The organism is Jutongia hominis, assembly GCF_014384965.1.
GTDB lineage: Bacteria > Bacillota > Clostridia > Lachnospirales > Lachnospiraceae > Butyribacter > Butyribacter hominis.
In genome coordinates, this window is record NZ_JACRSW010000007.1 from 24,536 (window position 1) to 38,633 (window position 14,098).

Consider the following 14,098-nt stretch of genomic DNA (forward strand, 5'->3'; position numbering starts at 1 on the left):
TTTCTACCTCTTTTCTGCATAACTTTCTGCCAGTTTTTCAAATGCCGCAAACGAATGCTCGATCATGCTCTTATCGACACAATATGCAATGCGCACATAACCCGGACACATAAAGGCACTTCCCGGTACTAAGAGCAGATTAAACTCTTTTGCTTTTGCAACAAAAGCACTATCGTCTTCTTCGAGACTCTTTACCCACATATAAAATGCGCCTTCCGGCTTTGCACAGGTAAATCCAAGTTCTTTTAACTTATTATATAATAATTTACGATTTTCATCATAGATTGCAATATCTGTTGTCTGATCCAGACATTTTGCAACGGCAAGCTGCTGTAAGGATGGTGCATTGACAAAACCTAAGATACGTGTTGCGATCGTAGCTGCATTGACCACATTTTCAAAATCATCCACTTCATTTGGGATGACAAGATATCCGATTCGCTCGCCCGGAAGCGATAACGATTTGCTGTATGAATAACCGACAATCGTATCCTCATAATACTTTGTCAGATACGGTACGTCAGCTCCATCATAAGCAAGCTCACGATATGGTTCATCTGCGATCAGATAGATCGCTGTACCGAATTCTTTTTCCTTTTCCCTTAAAATATCTGCTAATTTCTGAATTGTTTCTTCCGAATAGATCACACCGGTCGGATTATTTGGTGTGTTGACGATCACAGCTTTCGTCTTTGCCGTAATCTTTGTTTTTAATTCCTCAAGGTTTGGTTGAAAATCCGGTATGCTCGGAGAGATAGCAACCATTACACCATCAAAATTTGCTACATAGTTGTTATATTCTCCAAAATAAGGAGCAAAAGCAATCACTTCATCTCCCGGATCTATGATTGTCTTTAACGCAACGTTGAGCCCGCCTGCTGCCCCTACTGTCATAATAATATTCTTTTGATCAAAATGTGTATCAAATTTCCTGTTCAAAGACTGTGCGATTGCTTCACGCACCTCTTCATAACCGGCATTGTTCATATAACCATGTACTTTATTAGGATGGACATGCTCTAAAACATCAATCATACTTTCCTTTACTGCTTTGGGCGGTTCTACGCTTGGATTTCCAAGGCTGAAATCATATACATTCTCGGCACCATAGATCCCGGCAAGACGTTTCCCTTCTTCGAACATTGCTCTTGTAACAGAACTTCCTTCAACATATTTTTGCATTTTCTTTGCTATCATTCGCAACCATCCTTTCCTTATCAGGTGATCCCATCTCATGGTACACTCTGCTTACTCCTTATAAACAGTTCTATCTTATCTTATTTTAATATAAATTGCCATACTTTTATCATTCCTGCCGGACTGTTTTTGAAAATCCTATTTTTGAAAACGGATATTTAACCCCCTGATTATAGCACAGAAGAAAGTCGGCATATAATATATGATTTTTCACATTAAAATAAAATTATTAAAAAAAATTAAATTTATAAAAAGGAGTTGCATTTTGAAAATTTTTTTGTTATTATATCAACGTTGCTGTAAAAGCAACGCATGTCATGCGCGATTAGCTCAGCTGGCAGAGCACCTGACTCTTAATCAGGGTGTCCAGGGTTCGAACCCCTGATCGCGCACTTTCAGTAATTTGTACTTGCATTTTTGCAATACATTTGCTATAATGAATTCGTTGCGTAAAAGCAATGACATATCAGCGCGATTAGCTCAGCTGGCAGAGCACCTGACTCTTAATCAGGGTGTCCAGGGTTCGAACCCCTGATCGCGCACTAGAGTCCTCGTTTGACAGATAAGCTGTTGGGTAAGGGCTTTTTTTATTTTATATATACAAATGATGTTTGTATATAAGAACAGGTAGAAATGGGGATTATTATGAAGCAAAAGAAAACACATCAGAAAAGAAGCACATTTTCGGGAAAAATCGGATTTGTTTTATCCGCAGCAGGTGCTTCTGTCGGACTTGGAAACATCTGGAGGTTCCCTTATCTTGCTGCTAAATATGGCGGAGGAATCTTCTTATTGATTTATATCTTACTTGCATTAACTTTCGGTTATACAATGATCATTGCCGAAACATCCATCGGACGACTTACAAAGAAAAGCCCGGTCGGTGCTTTCCGCTTCTTTGGCAGCTCTCGCTGGCTTTCTTTTGGTGGCTGGATCAATGCAATCATTCCACTTTTGATCGTGCCATATTATTCTGTGATCGGTGGCTGGGTGATCAAATATCTTGTCGAATATTTAATGGGGAAGGGCAAAATACTTGCTTCTGATCATTATTTTACTAATTTTATCAGCAATGGGTTTAGCACAGAGATTTGCTTTGCAATCTTTTCTCTTTGCACGCTGGCGATCATTTATGCCGGTGTACGAAACGGAATAGAACGCGTCTCTAAGATCATGATGCCGCTCCTGATCGTTTTATCTATTATCATTACCATTTATTCGGTGACACGTCCCGGTGCTTTAGCCGGTGTAAAATATTTTCTGATACCAAATCCGAAAAACTTTTCATGGATGACCGTTGTTGCCGCCATGGGACAAATGTTTTACTCTTTGTCGATCGCTATGGGTATTCTGATCACATTTGGTTCTTATATGAAAAAAGACGTATCGATTGAAGAGTCTACTACACATGTAGAATTCTTTGATACAGCGATCGCAATGATCGCAGGATTAATGATCATTCCTGCCGTCTTTGCTTTTTCAGGTGGAGATCCGAAAGCGTTACAAGCCGGACCTTCTCTTATGTTTATTACAATTCCTAAAATGTTTGACAGTATGGGACTAAGTACCTTTGCCGGAATTTTATTCTTTATGCTTGTGCTTTTTGCCGCTTTAACAAGCTCGATCGCTTTGACGGAAAGTGCTGTCTCTACATTTGAAGATGAGCTTGGCTGGAGCCGCAAAAAATGTACTGTTTTAGTCGGCGTGATCATGCTGTGCCTTGGAACTCTTTCCTCTCTTGGCTATGGTCCACTGGCATTTGTAAAACTGATCGGCATGGAGTTTCTGGATTTCTTTGATTTTGTTACAAACTCTGTTATGATGCCAATCGCTGCGATCACAACCTGTCTGCTTGTATCCAGAGTGATTGGCATTCAAAAGATTGAAGACGAAGTCACTGCCGGGAACGGAACATTTCACCGCAAAAAAATCTTTTATTTTATGATCAAATACTTATGTCCGATCTTTGCTGCGATCATTTTGATCAGCTCCGTTGCGAATGCATTTGGCTGGATCTCCATTTAAATCGCGGCCACCGGCTTAGCCGTTGCTTTGGTACTTTGCATTCTGCTGTTTCGATCATTTTTCTATTCCACAAGAAAGGCAACAGAATTTCTTAATCTTGAAAATCTGTTGCCTTTTTCATGGTCTCTTTCTATCCTTAATATTTTATCTTTAATGTTTCATTTTTATTTTCGATGTTTCACTTTCGATGTTTCCTTTTTTATTTTCGATGTTTCATTTTTGCTATAAACCGAATTTTTATTTCTGACGGTATCCAGCGCACGATACGGTCTATAATCCCTGGCATGATCGTTCCTTCATTTTCCCAGAGCTTGACATAGGCAATTCTTGCAACTTTGTCAGGGTTCATTGCCCAGATCGGTGTTCTCGTACCGGTTTTTTCAAAGAATGCGGTTCTGGTGCTTCCCGGATATAACGTACACACCTGTACACCATATTCCTGTGCTTCGACACGAAGTGCACGGCTAAAGCTTGCTACATACGATTTACTGGCAAAATATGCCGCTGTATATGGCCCGGGCTGAAAAGCTCCTGTCGATGCCACATTCAGGATCTTCCCTTCTTTTTGATGACTCATATCTTTCAAAAACAAGTGACACAGCTGCGTCAATGCTGTAATATTAACTGCGAGCATTTTTTCCTCCTGCTCTAATTTCAGATCTTTCTCACTGCCGACCAGGCCAAAACCTGCATTATTGACCAAAATGTTTACCATGTATTTCTTCTCTTTGATTTTTTGATACAGTTTCCTTGCCGCATCCGGTTCACTCAGATCCTGGCAGATTGCTTCGACAGATACATGATATGCTTTTTGCAATGCTCTTTTTGTGATATTTAAACGTTGTTGATCCGATGCAGTTATGATCAGTGTATTTCCTCTTTGCGCAAAAACCTTTGCCATGGAAAGCCCGATCCCACTTGTTGCACCCGTGATCAAAACTACATAATCTCTTACATCTCTCATATTTTCGTACTCCAATTCCTACCTGATTTTCACCTTTTTATTAAATGTACGCTATATTTTCTGCTTTTGCAAGAACTCTTTTTTATTTTAAGAATGATGGTAAAAAATTCCTGCATTTTAGAATATAACGGAATGGTTCTTATCATTTCATTTTAACTTATCCCCAAAGCTTTCCGACATTTTAGAATCTATAATATAATTTCTCGGCATTTTGTAAGACAATCCCTGACTTTTTATCATTTTCAAACCGTGTCGGAGGATTCTTCCTGTTTTAGATACTGCGAATTGCATATTTCAGAAAATATGATAGACTGTTTTCATACAGAAGAGCAAAACCAGAAAAGAAAGGAACTGTACCGATGATAAACCCAACTATGTTATTTCGTATTAAAAATTCATGGAGCCGCTTTACGACATCCCATCCCAAATTTCCGATGTTTTTACAGGCAGCTTCCAAAAATAACGTTATTCAGGAAAATACAGTTTTAGAGATTAAAATTACAACACCGGAGGGCAAAAACTTATCTACAAATGTCAAACTGACAAATGATGATCTCGCACTTTTTAACGATCTGAAAGAAATGGCACGCTAGAAGATATCGGAGAATAGCATGCCAAACACATTTATTTCTTTCTATGGCAAAAAGGAAATGTACAATACAGACATTTTGCGAGCAGGATCCGGCACATTTATCCGATCATTTTCATATCATTAATATAAGAAGTTTAATATAGAGGATGCAACTGCAAACGGAACCGGCTTTTTGCTTTTCCTGACAGTTTGCACGAAAAAGGAGCCATCATGTCATTCAAACACAAGCTTGCGAATCATTTTCAATGTAATAGTGCCTTAAACAAAAAAGCAATCTGTCTGAAGCGTTCGTGGGATGAAGTTTCCCGCATTCTTGACCATGCCTGCCGGAAAAAATGCGACTGTGATCGCCCTAAACACAAAAAATAAGCAAAGAAGAAAGGACACTCTATGTTTTTTCCAAAATTAATCGTCACCGATTTAGACGGAACAGCATTAAAAAATGATAAAACTATATCCGATCGTACCATACAGGCATTTTCCCGTTGCGAACAAATGGGCATCCCGGTAGCGATTGCGACTGCACGCTACATTTACGGTGCCAGACCTTATGCCGAAGCGTTGCATGCAAGGTATCAGATCCTTACAGATGGTACTTTGATCTATGAACATGAAAAATGCATTTATTCAAACTGTATGGATCTGCACACTACACGGGCTTTGGTTCGGCTGCTCTGTGAGCACAAACTGACAACACATATTGCAATCCCAACCGAACACGGTTTATACCGTTATCCAAAAGATCCATCGGTCACACATGATTATATTCTCTTTTCACCGGAGGAACCTTTCCCTTATCCGGCAAATAAAATGGTAGTGGAGATCCCGACAGAAGGCATCGCCAAAGAAATTGCCGAAAAATGTGGCTGTGCACAGCTTCGTTATCGTGGCGAAGACCGCTATACTTTTTTTGATCATAGTGCAAGCAAGCTTTCTGCTATCCGTTTTCTGACACAAAAGCTTCATATTACTCTAGAGGATGTCCTTGTCTTTGGAGATGATTTAAACGATATGGAAATGATCACACATTGCGGTTGCGGTGTTGCCATGAAGAACGCACTTCCACAGGTACAGGCTGCCGCCAATGCAACAACTTTATCAAACGAAGAAGATGGTGTCGCTGTATATCTTAATACACTCTTATCATGAAATTTACTAAGAACTCACAAATCCACTCTTACAGAATTTCTCTTTCTGCTTCGCAGAATAATTTGTTCGTTAATTCGCACTGAAAAGCAAATGCCAGCTTTGCTTTTCTTTTAGACTCATTATATTACGCCACACAAAAAAACTGTGCCGGATTACATATCAATAGATAATATCCGACACAGTTTTTACCAGAACCATATTTCCCTGCTCTAATATCTTCTTATTGAAAATTTTTCTATAAGAGCATTCTTTCATTCTTCTAACCAAGAGAGTTTGTTTCTCTGATGTTTCTTTTCTCTCACTGCATAAGAGTTTTCGTCTCTTTGATGTTTCTTTTCTCTCACTGCATAAGAGTTTTCGTCTCTTTGATGTTTCTTTTCTCTCGCTGCATAAGAGTTTTCGTCTCTTTGATGTTTCTTTTCTCTCGCTGCATAAGAGTTTTTATCTCCTTGCTATTTCTCATTAACCCTCTACATTAAAGGCTTTCACTCCGGGATATACGGCACTTGCACCAAGTTCTTCCTCGATTCGTAAAAGCTGATTGTATTTTGCTACACGTTCACTGCGGCTTGGCGCACCTGTCTTGATCTGGCAGGTATTCAAAGCAACGGCAAGATCGGCAATCGTTGTATCGGCTGTTTCACCGGAACGATGTGAACTGATCGCTGTATAACCTGCTTTATGCGCCATCTTAATTGCTTCAAGAGTTTCTGATACCGAACCGATCTGGTTTAATTTGATCAGGATCGCATTGCCTGCCCCCATTTTGATACCCTTTTCTAATCGTTCTGTATTTGTAACAAAAAGGTCATCACCGACTAACTGAACTTTGTCACCCAGGCGTTTGGTAAGTTTTTGCCAACCTTCCCAGTCTTCTTCATCCAGTCCGTCTTCTATCGAAATAATCGGATATTTGTCACAAAGAGCTGCCCAATGCTCGATCAGTTCTTCTGCTGTATATTCCGTACCGGCCTTTGGAAGCTTATAATACCCTTTTCCTTTTTCGCTCTTCCACTCTGAAGAAGCCGCATCCATTGCAATCTTAAAGTCTTTTCCCGGTTCATAACCTGCTTTTTTGACCGCTTCAAGAATTGTCTCAATTGCTTCTTCATCTGATTTTAATGCAGGAGCAAATCCACCTTCATCACCAACAGAAGTAGCAAGTCCTCTTTCTTTTAAAATAGAAGCTAATGCATGGAATACTTCGGCACACCATCTTAAACACTCTTTAAAAGAAGGTGCTCCAACCGGCATGATCATAAATTCCTGTACATCAAGGCCGGATGATAATGCATGGCAACCACCATTTACAATATTCATCATCGGAACCGGAAGGCGGTTTCCATTGACACCTCCAAGAAAACGATATAATGGAATATCCAAAGAAATACTTGCTGCTCTACAGCAGGCAATTGATACCGCAAGAATTGCATTTGCTCCCAGTTTTGATTTATCTTTTGTTCCATCTGCCTGTATCATAGCTGCATCGATCGCATAAATATCGGATGCATCCATTCCGGTCAAAGTTTCATCTATGATCGTATTGATATTTTCTACGGCTTTTGTAACACCTTTTCCAAGATAACGGTCTGTCTGTCCATCACGAAGCTCTAATGCTTCAAATTCTCCGGTGGATGCACCGGAAGGAGCCGTACCTCTTCCAACCGTTCCATCCATCAGATAAACCTCTGCTTCTACCGTCGGATTTCCTCTTGAATCCAGGATTTCTCTTCCAACAACTTTTTCAATTTCTAAATAAGACATGCCAATTTCCTCCTATTATATGAATTTTTATGATTTTATACATTTCTGCTTACAGTTTTACCTTCTTAAGATCAATTTATACTTTCATGAAAAATACAGTTTTTTCGGAACACCACAAAGCTTTCCTGCGTAATTCTTTACTATATTTGTATTTTTCGGAAATTTTATAAGTATATCGTCAGAATATTGCATCCAACGATGATGGATACAGTAATGCAGTTTTCTCCCCGGAAGCTTGCTCATTTCTTCCGGTTGTAGGAGAATACCACATGACTCATTCACAGTAGTTAGAGTTATCTAACTGGCGTTAGTATAATCTATATGATAAAGAATTACAACACAGTAAATAGCAAAAGATTATCATCTAATCCGACAAAACATGACAAGATCCAACTATTATCTTTTTATGAAATACGCTAAATACGCTTTTCGGCAACCATTTTTTACGTTATAATTTTATACAGAATATACAATTAAGATAAATGAAAAATACTTCAGTTTTGACATTTATTGAAACAAAGGAGACACTTATGTTAAAACTAAAAGCAGCAATTTGCGATGATGACACAAAGCACACTCAGGATATTGCATCCAAACTGGAACAGTATGATGTAGTACATGATGCCAATATCTCTTATCAGGCTTTTGATAAACCAACAGAACTATTGCATTTATATAAAACCGGAGAACGTTTTGATATATTATTTCTGGATATAGAAATGGAAGCGATCAATGGTCTGACACTTGCAGAAAAAATCAAAGAAATGGATCGACATGCAATCATTATTTTTATCAGTTTTTATCCTTCTTATATGCAGGCAAGTTTTCGAACGCATCCATTTTATTATCTTGTAAAACCGGTATCTATGGAGAATTTCACCTATGTGATGGATGATGTGATCCACTCGATCAACTCAGATCATCGTTTCATGACGATCCTGCATACAGATACTCACGAAGAAACAATCAATGTAAAGGACATTTATTTTATAGAAATTGCAGACAGCAAACGGCAGCTTTTATCATTTCATTTTTCGGATCATATAGCCGAAAGCCGCGGAACCTTAAACGACTGGGCAGATAAGCTGTCCGAATATGGTTTCTTCCTTTGCCGGAGAAATACTTTAGTCAATCTTGCACATATTCATTATTTTAAAAACGGGACACTTGTACTGGATAACGGAGAACAGATTTCTTTAAGCCGCAATAAAGAACGGGAGATCAAAGAACTATATACAAAGAATGTTTTTCGATTGAAAGAACTGTAGATAAAAAGTGCAAAGCCGGCGCTTTGCACTGCAAGAATTGCTATTGCAATTCTTGTTGATCACCTCTACTATACGAGCAGTTTCCTATTTCATTAAAAAGTGCAAAGCCGGCGCGTTGTCAAAAGTTTAATGGAACATTAAACTTTGCAAGAATTGCTATTGCAATTCTTGTTGATCACCTCTACTATACGAGCAGTTTCCTATTCCATAAAAAACAGAGGCGTTGCAAAAGCAACGCCTCTTCCGATTTCAATCATAAACAAATTTGAATTATTTAAGAGTAACCTTAGCACCCTCAGCTTCAAGCTTAGTCTTGATGTCTTCAGCTTCATCCTTAGAAGCACCCTCTTTAACAACCTTAGGAGCACCATCAACAACTTCTTTAGCTTCCTTAAGACCTAAACCGGTTACTTCACGAACAACCTTGATAACCTTAACCTTGTTTGGTCCAACTTCTGTAAGTTCTACATCGAACTCATCCTTTTCAGCTCCGCCTTCAGCACCTGCTGCACCTGCTGCTACAACAACACCTGCTGCTGCAGAAACGCCGAATTCTTCCTCACAAGCCTTTACTAAATCGTTTAATTCTAATACTGTCATGCCTTTGATAGCATCAATAAATTCCTGAGTAGTCATTATTATTTACCTCCATAATTTTTGATAGTAATGCGACCGCCTTATGCGTGTCGTAGTTTCTTTTTTCGTTCGTTTTCAGTCCGAACAGACTGTAAGAGTCTGCAACTTATTAAGCCTCTGCAGCACCTTCACCTTTCTCAGCGATCTGGTTAAGAACACGAGCCATATTTGTAATAGGTGACTGTAAAGAACCAAGTAACTTGGAAATAAGTTCTTCTCTTGAAGGAATGCTTGCAAGTGCTTTAACACCATCAACATCGTAGAATGCACCTTCTACTACAGCACCCTTGAATTCAAGAGCCTCTGCTTCTTTTGCTACATTGTTAAGAACTCTGATAGGAGCTGTAGCATCTTCCTTAGAAATTGCGATAGCAGATGGTCCATCTAATAAATCATCTAACTGTGCGAAATCAGTACCTTCAAAAGCACGTTTCATCAATGTGTTTTTGTATACTTTGTACTCGCATCCTGCCTCTCTAAGTCCTTTACGAAGCTTTGTGTCCTGCTCAACTGTAAGTCCGCGATAGTCAACTAATACAACTGTAGCAGCACCTTCAACCTTAGCCTTAATCTCGTCAACGATAGGCTGTTTTAATTCAACTTTTGCCATGAGTGAAATCTCCTTTCTTGGGCAAGCCCATATTATCACTGCACGCAAGACTGACTCAAAATAAAAATGCAACATTGCTTTTTATTTCATATAAAAAACCTCTCCGTCCACAGACAGAGAGGTGAAGTTTCATAAATAATCTTTTCATGATCACATCTTCCTCGGTAGGCGATTGTTCTTACGTCGGTTAACCGACACCTACTGTCTACGGCAGTGTGCTTTGCTTTTCGCAAAACCTAATATAGGATATCACACTCTGCCGTACGTGTCAAGCATTTTTATGCTATTTCAGCATATTTTTTGTCAAATTTTTGTTTCCATTTTTATGCCTTACTTTTTCCATTCACTATTTCTTATCCCATCTCATTATAATGTGCATAGATGCCATTGAGTGCCATCAATTCTTCATGTGTTCCCCGTTCCGCAATTCCGGTATCTGCAACGACCAAAATCTCATCTGCGTTACGGATCGTTGATAAACGATGGGCAATTGTGATCGTTGTTCTGTTCTTTGCTAACTCTTCTAAGCTGTGCTGGATCCAGCGTTCACTCTCATTATCCAATGCACTGGTTGCTTCATCTAAGATCAGGATAGGCGGATTTTTCAAAAAAACACGGGCAATAGAAATTCTTTGCTTTTGTCCTCCTGACAGACGTGTTCCCCTCTCTCCTACATAGCTGTCATAACCATCCGGCAGCGACAAAATAAAATCATGAATATTTGCTTTCTTCGCCGCATCCACAATTTCTTCCATAGAAGCATCCGGCTTTCCATATGCTATATTTTCCTTGATAGAACCGCAAAAAAGATAAACATCCTGCTGCACCAGACCAATCCGGTTACGCAGACTTTCCAATGTCAGACTGCGGATATCTCTTCCATCGATCAGGATTCTTCCGCCTGTGACATCATAAAAACGCGGAAGCAAGGAACAGATCGTTGTCTTACCACTGCCGGAAGGTCCTACCAGAGCAACTGACTTACCGGCTTCGATGCGAAAAGATACATCCGATAATACCAGCATATCGTCATCACTGTAATGAAAAGATACATTTTCGTAATCTACCGTTCCCTGTACCTGCTCTAATGGCTTTGCATCTTTTTGGTCCACAATGTCCGGCTCTGTCTCAACAACTGCCAGAAAACGCCGAAATCCCGACAGCCCTTTTTGCATCATTTCCGTTAATTCCACCAGTATCTGGATCGGACTGATAAAGATACCGATATAAAGTGCATACATTGCAAGATCCGCTACTTCCATCTGCCCTTTTGCGATCAAAAAGCCACCAAAAACCAATGTGACAAGATACATTAATCCCTGAAAGAACAAATTTCCGCTCATAAAAGTACCCATACAATGATAGTTAGCATCTTTAGAAACTAAGAAGTTATGGTTGCTGTGCTTAAATTTTTTGCGTTCGATCTCTTCATTTGCAAAAGACTGTACCACACGAATTCCGGCTAATGTATCCTGTAAACTTGAGTTAATGTCCCCAATCTTTTGGCGGTTGTCCAAAAAGGTCGCTTGCATTTTACGATTCTGTCCGTAAGAAAAAAGGATCATAAAAAATACGAGCACCAGAAGCGGGACAGCCAGTTTCCAGTTGATCATAAACAGGAACACAAACGATCCGATAATTTTGATCAGAGAAATGAAAAGATTTTCCGGGCCATGATGTGCCATTTCGGAAATATCAAAAAGATCGGACACCAGCTTACTCATCATCTGACCGGAATTGTTCTGATCGTAGTAAGAAAAAGATAACTTTTCGTAATGATCAAAAAGCTGCTGCCTCATATCGCGTTCCATATTAGCACCCATCATATGTCCCTGATAGCTGACATAATATTTGCAAAGCCCCTGAATAATGTACATCACAAGCATGGCAAGACCGATTGGAAGCAACGCCTTCAATATGACAGAAGAACTTCCGGCAAATATTGTTTTTGTCATAATACGTAGGATCTGCGGATAGGCAAGATCGATCAGACTGATCACTGCCGCACAGATCAGATCCAGAAAAAATACGACTTTATATGGTGAATAATACGGTATAAACTTCTTTAATATATGCACTTTCTTTCCCTCTTTTTTTCGTTTTTCTTTTTCAGGCAGCAAAACCATTTGCTTCCTGTTTATTTGTACGCATTATCGTATCACCACAAAGTTATAGTGTCAAACTGTTGCATAAAATGATCCATAAAGAAATGCCTGTCTTTTTTAGATTTGTTCCTCTGATACAAAACAGAAATACCCTATAGAATCTTTACCTGAAATAGGTTACAATAACAACAGAATTTTAAGATAGAAACGGAGAACTTTATATGATAGATGCATTACTTACCCGCTTAAAAGACGGCATTGAGATCCGGCAGACTTTAAGCAAGATCAGACAGGCGATCAAGGACGAAGAAGCTTTTAGCGATCTGTATAATATCATGTGGGATCAGACAAATCTTTTAATCCCTCTGCTTCAAAGCGAGGATGCCAAGACCAGAAAGAACACCGCCCTTTTAATGGGCGATCTGGCAATGGATGATTTCCTAGAACCGCTTTTTACAGCTTATCAAAAAGAGGAAACGCTCTTTGTACGAGGTTCTTATCTGACTGCCATGAAGAACTTTGATTACGAAGAACTTCTTCCCAAACTTCATAAACAATATGACAAGCTCTGCACCCAAAAGACAGCTGAGGAAAACAAAAAACACATTGAAGAAGAGATCCGTCTTTTACGTGAATTGATCATAGAAGAAGAAGGCATTCCGATGCATACTTTTACCGGAATGAACCGCAAACACCAATGTGTCCTTTTGACCAATCGTAACCATGCAGATTTCGTAGCCACACAGCTTACGGAACTCGGTCTGAAACCGACTGTCTTTTCTGCCGGAGTACATGTTGTAACAGATGCATTAGAACCGCTTTTATCTCTTCGTACTTATCAGGAAATGCTTTTTGAACCTGACATGCTAAAACCTTGTTCTTTTGATGCAAAAGCCATTGTCTCTATGCTGTTACAGTCTGATCTTCTTACCTTTTTGCAACAGGATCATAAGGGAGACACGCCATTTTATTACCGTATCGAATTAAAAAGTAATAAAGATCTCCGGTTCAAAAGTGACCTGACCAAAAAGATTGCAAGCACATTGGAACTTGAAAGTAACCGTATGCTTCTTAACTCGCCATCTCATTATGAGATTGAACTTCGTATCATAGAAAATGAAGAAGGCAACTGTAGCATCATGGTCAAATATTTCACACTTCCTGATCATCGTTTCTCTTATCGTACCGAATCTGTCGCAGCCAGTATTAAACCGACAGACGCTGCCCTGCTTGCGGCATTGGCACAGCCATATATGGCAGAAGATGCTCAGGTTTTAGATCCGTTCTGCGGAGTCGGTACCATGCTGATCGAGCGACAGAAGATCCAAAAAGCAAATACTTCCTATGGTATTGACATCTATCCGACTGCGATTGCAAAAGCACAGGAAAACACGCAAAATGCCGGACAGATCATCCATTATATCAATAAGGATTTCTTTAACTTTACACATGAATATCTGTTTGATGAGATCTTTACCAATATGCCTTTTGCTGCCGGTAAAACAACGCAACAGGAGATTGTGCAGCTCTATGAACAATTTTTCAAAAAAATACCTTCTCTGTTAACAAAAGAAGGCAAAGTTATTCTATATACACACAACGCAACAGAGGCAAAAAAAATAGCTGCAAAAAATTCTTACAAACTTCTTGCAGCCTTTCCATATCGTAATAAACCAAGAACCGACCTTTTGATCTTTAGCCGTTAAAGCTACAGATCTATATGTATCGTTTCCTGTTCCAAAAAAGAGTGCAACGTCAACATGTTGCACTCTTTTCTCTTCTGACTTA

11 protein-coding genes, 2 tRNA genes and 1 other annotated feature are annotated in these 14,098 nt (G+C 39.3%); of the genes, 7 read left to right on the forward strand and 6 right to left on the reverse strand.

Annotated elements, in window-relative coordinates; all coding sequences use genetic code 11:
* Positions 1-3: 3 nt before the first annotated feature.
* Positions 4-1,197: a pyridoxal phosphate-dependent aminotransferase gene (locus H8700_RS01655; RefSeq protein ID WP_022142496.1), complete on the reverse strand. Its 1,194-nt coding sequence runs from the start codon at positions 1,195-1,197 to the stop codon at positions 4-6.
* Positions 1,198-1,516: 319 nt separating this feature from the next.
* Here H8700_RS01655 and H8700_RS01660 point away from each other — a divergent pair.
* From H8700_RS01660 to H8700_RS01670, 3 genes are all read left to right on the forward strand, one after another.
* A tRNA-Lys gene (locus tag H8700_RS01660) sits at positions 1,517-1,589 on the forward strand.
* 77 nt (positions 1,590-1,666) lie between these two features.
* Positions 1,667-1,739 (forward strand) — tRNA-Lys (locus tag H8700_RS01665).
* A 103-nt stretch (positions 1,740-1,842) separates the two neighbouring features.
* Positions 1,843-3,222: a sodium-dependent transporter gene (locus H8700_RS01670; RefSeq protein WP_249302586.1), complete on the forward strand. Its 1,380-nt coding sequence runs from the start codon at positions 1,843-1,845 to the stop codon at positions 3,220-3,222.
* Positions 3,223-3,421: 199 nt separating this feature from the next.
* Here H8700_RS01670 and H8700_RS01675 read toward each other — a convergent pair whose 3' ends face one another.
* The gene (locus H8700_RS01675; protein WP_249302588.1) at positions 3,422-4,186 is read right to left on the reverse strand and encodes an SDR family NAD(P)-dependent oxidoreductase; all 765 of its coding nucleotides are present in this window, start codon (positions 4,184-4,186) and stop codon (positions 3,422-3,424) included.
* Positions 4,187-4,545: 359 nt separating this feature from the next.
* Here H8700_RS01675 and H8700_RS01680 point away from each other — a divergent pair, with 359 nt between their 5' ends.
* Together H8700_RS01680 and H8700_RS01685 are read left to right on the forward strand one after the other, a co-directional pair.
* On the forward strand, positions 4,546-4,779 hold the full coding sequence (locus H8700_RS01680; protein ID WP_022142493.1) for a hypothetical protein: 234 nt from the start codon (positions 4,546-4,548) through the stop codon (positions 4,777-4,779).
* A 389-nt stretch (positions 4,780-5,168) separates the two neighbouring features.
* Positions 5,169-5,927, forward strand: coding sequence for an HAD family hydrolase (locus tag H8700_RS01685; RefSeq protein WP_249302590.1), 759 nt, complete (start codon positions 5,169-5,171; stop codon positions 5,925-5,927).
* A gap of 462 nt (positions 5,928-6,389) precedes the next feature.
* Here the strand turns inward: H8700_RS01685 and eno are convergent, their stop codons facing one another.
* The gene (gene eno, locus H8700_RS01690; RefSeq protein WP_249302592.1) at positions 6,390-7,691 is read right to left on the reverse strand and encodes a phosphopyruvate hydratase; all 1,302 of its coding nucleotides are present in this window, start codon (positions 7,689-7,691) and stop codon (positions 6,390-6,392) included.
* Between the two features lie 530 nt (positions 7,692-8,221).
* Between eno and H8700_RS01695 the strand changes: the two genes are divergently transcribed.
* On the forward strand, positions 8,222-8,959 hold the full coding sequence (locus H8700_RS01695; RefSeq protein WP_249302594.1) for a LytR/AlgR family response regulator transcription factor: 738 nt from the start codon (positions 8,222-8,224) through the stop codon (positions 8,957-8,959).
* Positions 8,960-9,229: 270 nt separating this feature from the next.
* On the opposite strand, the gene rplL is transcribed toward H8700_RS01695, so the two are convergent.
* The 3 genes from rplL to H8700_RS01710 form a co-directional block, all read right to left on the reverse strand.
* Entirely contained in the window at positions 9,230-9,595 is a 366-nt protein-coding gene (rplL, locus tag H8700_RS01700) for a 50S ribosomal protein L7/L12 (RefSeq protein WP_022142490.1), read from the reverse strand.
* A 109-nt stretch (positions 9,596-9,704) separates the two neighbouring features.
* Positions 9,705-10,205 (reverse strand): 50S ribosomal protein L10, encoded by a 501-nt coding sequence (gene rplJ, locus H8700_RS01705; protein WP_022142489.1) that lies wholly within the window; start codon positions 10,203-10,205, stop codon positions 9,705-9,707.
* Between the two features lie 83 nt (positions 10,206-10,288).
* Positions 10,289-10,434 (reverse strand) — a sequence feature (ribosomal protein L10 leader region).
* A gap of 124 nt (positions 10,435-10,558) precedes the next feature.
* On the reverse strand, positions 10,559-12,283 hold the full coding sequence (locus H8700_RS01710) for an ABC transporter ATP-binding protein (protein ID WP_249302632.1): 1,725 nt from the start codon (positions 12,281-12,283) through the stop codon (positions 10,559-10,561).
* Between the two features lie 248 nt (positions 12,284-12,531).
* Here H8700_RS01710 and H8700_RS01715 point away from each other — a divergent pair, with 248 nt between their 5' ends.
* Positions 12,532-14,016, forward strand: coding sequence for a TRM11 family SAM-dependent methyltransferase (locus H8700_RS01715; protein WP_249302596.1), 1,485 nt, complete (start codon positions 12,532-12,534; stop codon positions 14,014-14,016).
* The last annotated feature ends 82 nt before the right edge of the window (positions 14,017-14,098 follow it).

Bases quoted from the DNA above. Each gene is read 5' to 3' on its own strand.
- H8700_RS01655 (WP_022142496.1), bottom strand. From the start codon at position 1,197: ATGATAGCAAAGAAAATGCAAAAATATGTTGAAGGAAGTTCTGTTACA.
- H8700_RS01670 (WP_249302586.1), top strand. From the start codon at position 1,843: ATGAAGCAAAAGAAAACACATCAGAAAAGAAGCACATTTTCGGGAAAA.
- H8700_RS01675 (WP_249302588.1), bottom strand. From the start codon at position 4,186: ATGAGAGATGTAAGAGATTATGTAGTTTTGATCACGGGTGCAACAAGT.
- H8700_RS01680 (WP_022142493.1), top strand. From the start codon at position 4,546: ATGATAAACCCAACTATGTTATTTCGTATTAAAAATTCATGGAGCCGC.
- H8700_RS01685 (WP_249302590.1), top strand. From the start codon at position 5,169: ATGTTTTTTCCAAAATTAATCGTCACCGATTTAGACGGAACAGCATTA.
- eno (WP_249302592.1), bottom strand. From the start codon at position 7,691: ATGTCTTATTTAGAAATTGAAAAAGTTGTTGGAAGAGAAATCCTGGAT.
- H8700_RS01695 (WP_249302594.1), top strand. From the start codon at position 8,222: ATGTTAAAACTAAAAGCAGCAATTTGCGATGATGACACAAAGCACACT.
- rplL (WP_022142490.1), bottom strand. From the start codon at position 9,595: ATGACTACTCAGGAATTTATTGATGCTATCAAAGGCATGACAGTATTA.
- rplJ (WP_022142489.1), bottom strand. From the start codon at position 10,205: ATGGCAAAAGTTGAATTAAAACAGCCTATCGTTGACGAGATTAAGGCT.
- H8700_RS01715 (WP_249302596.1), top strand. From the start codon at position 12,532: ATGATAGATGCATTACTTACCCGCTTAAAAGACGGCATTGAGATCCGG.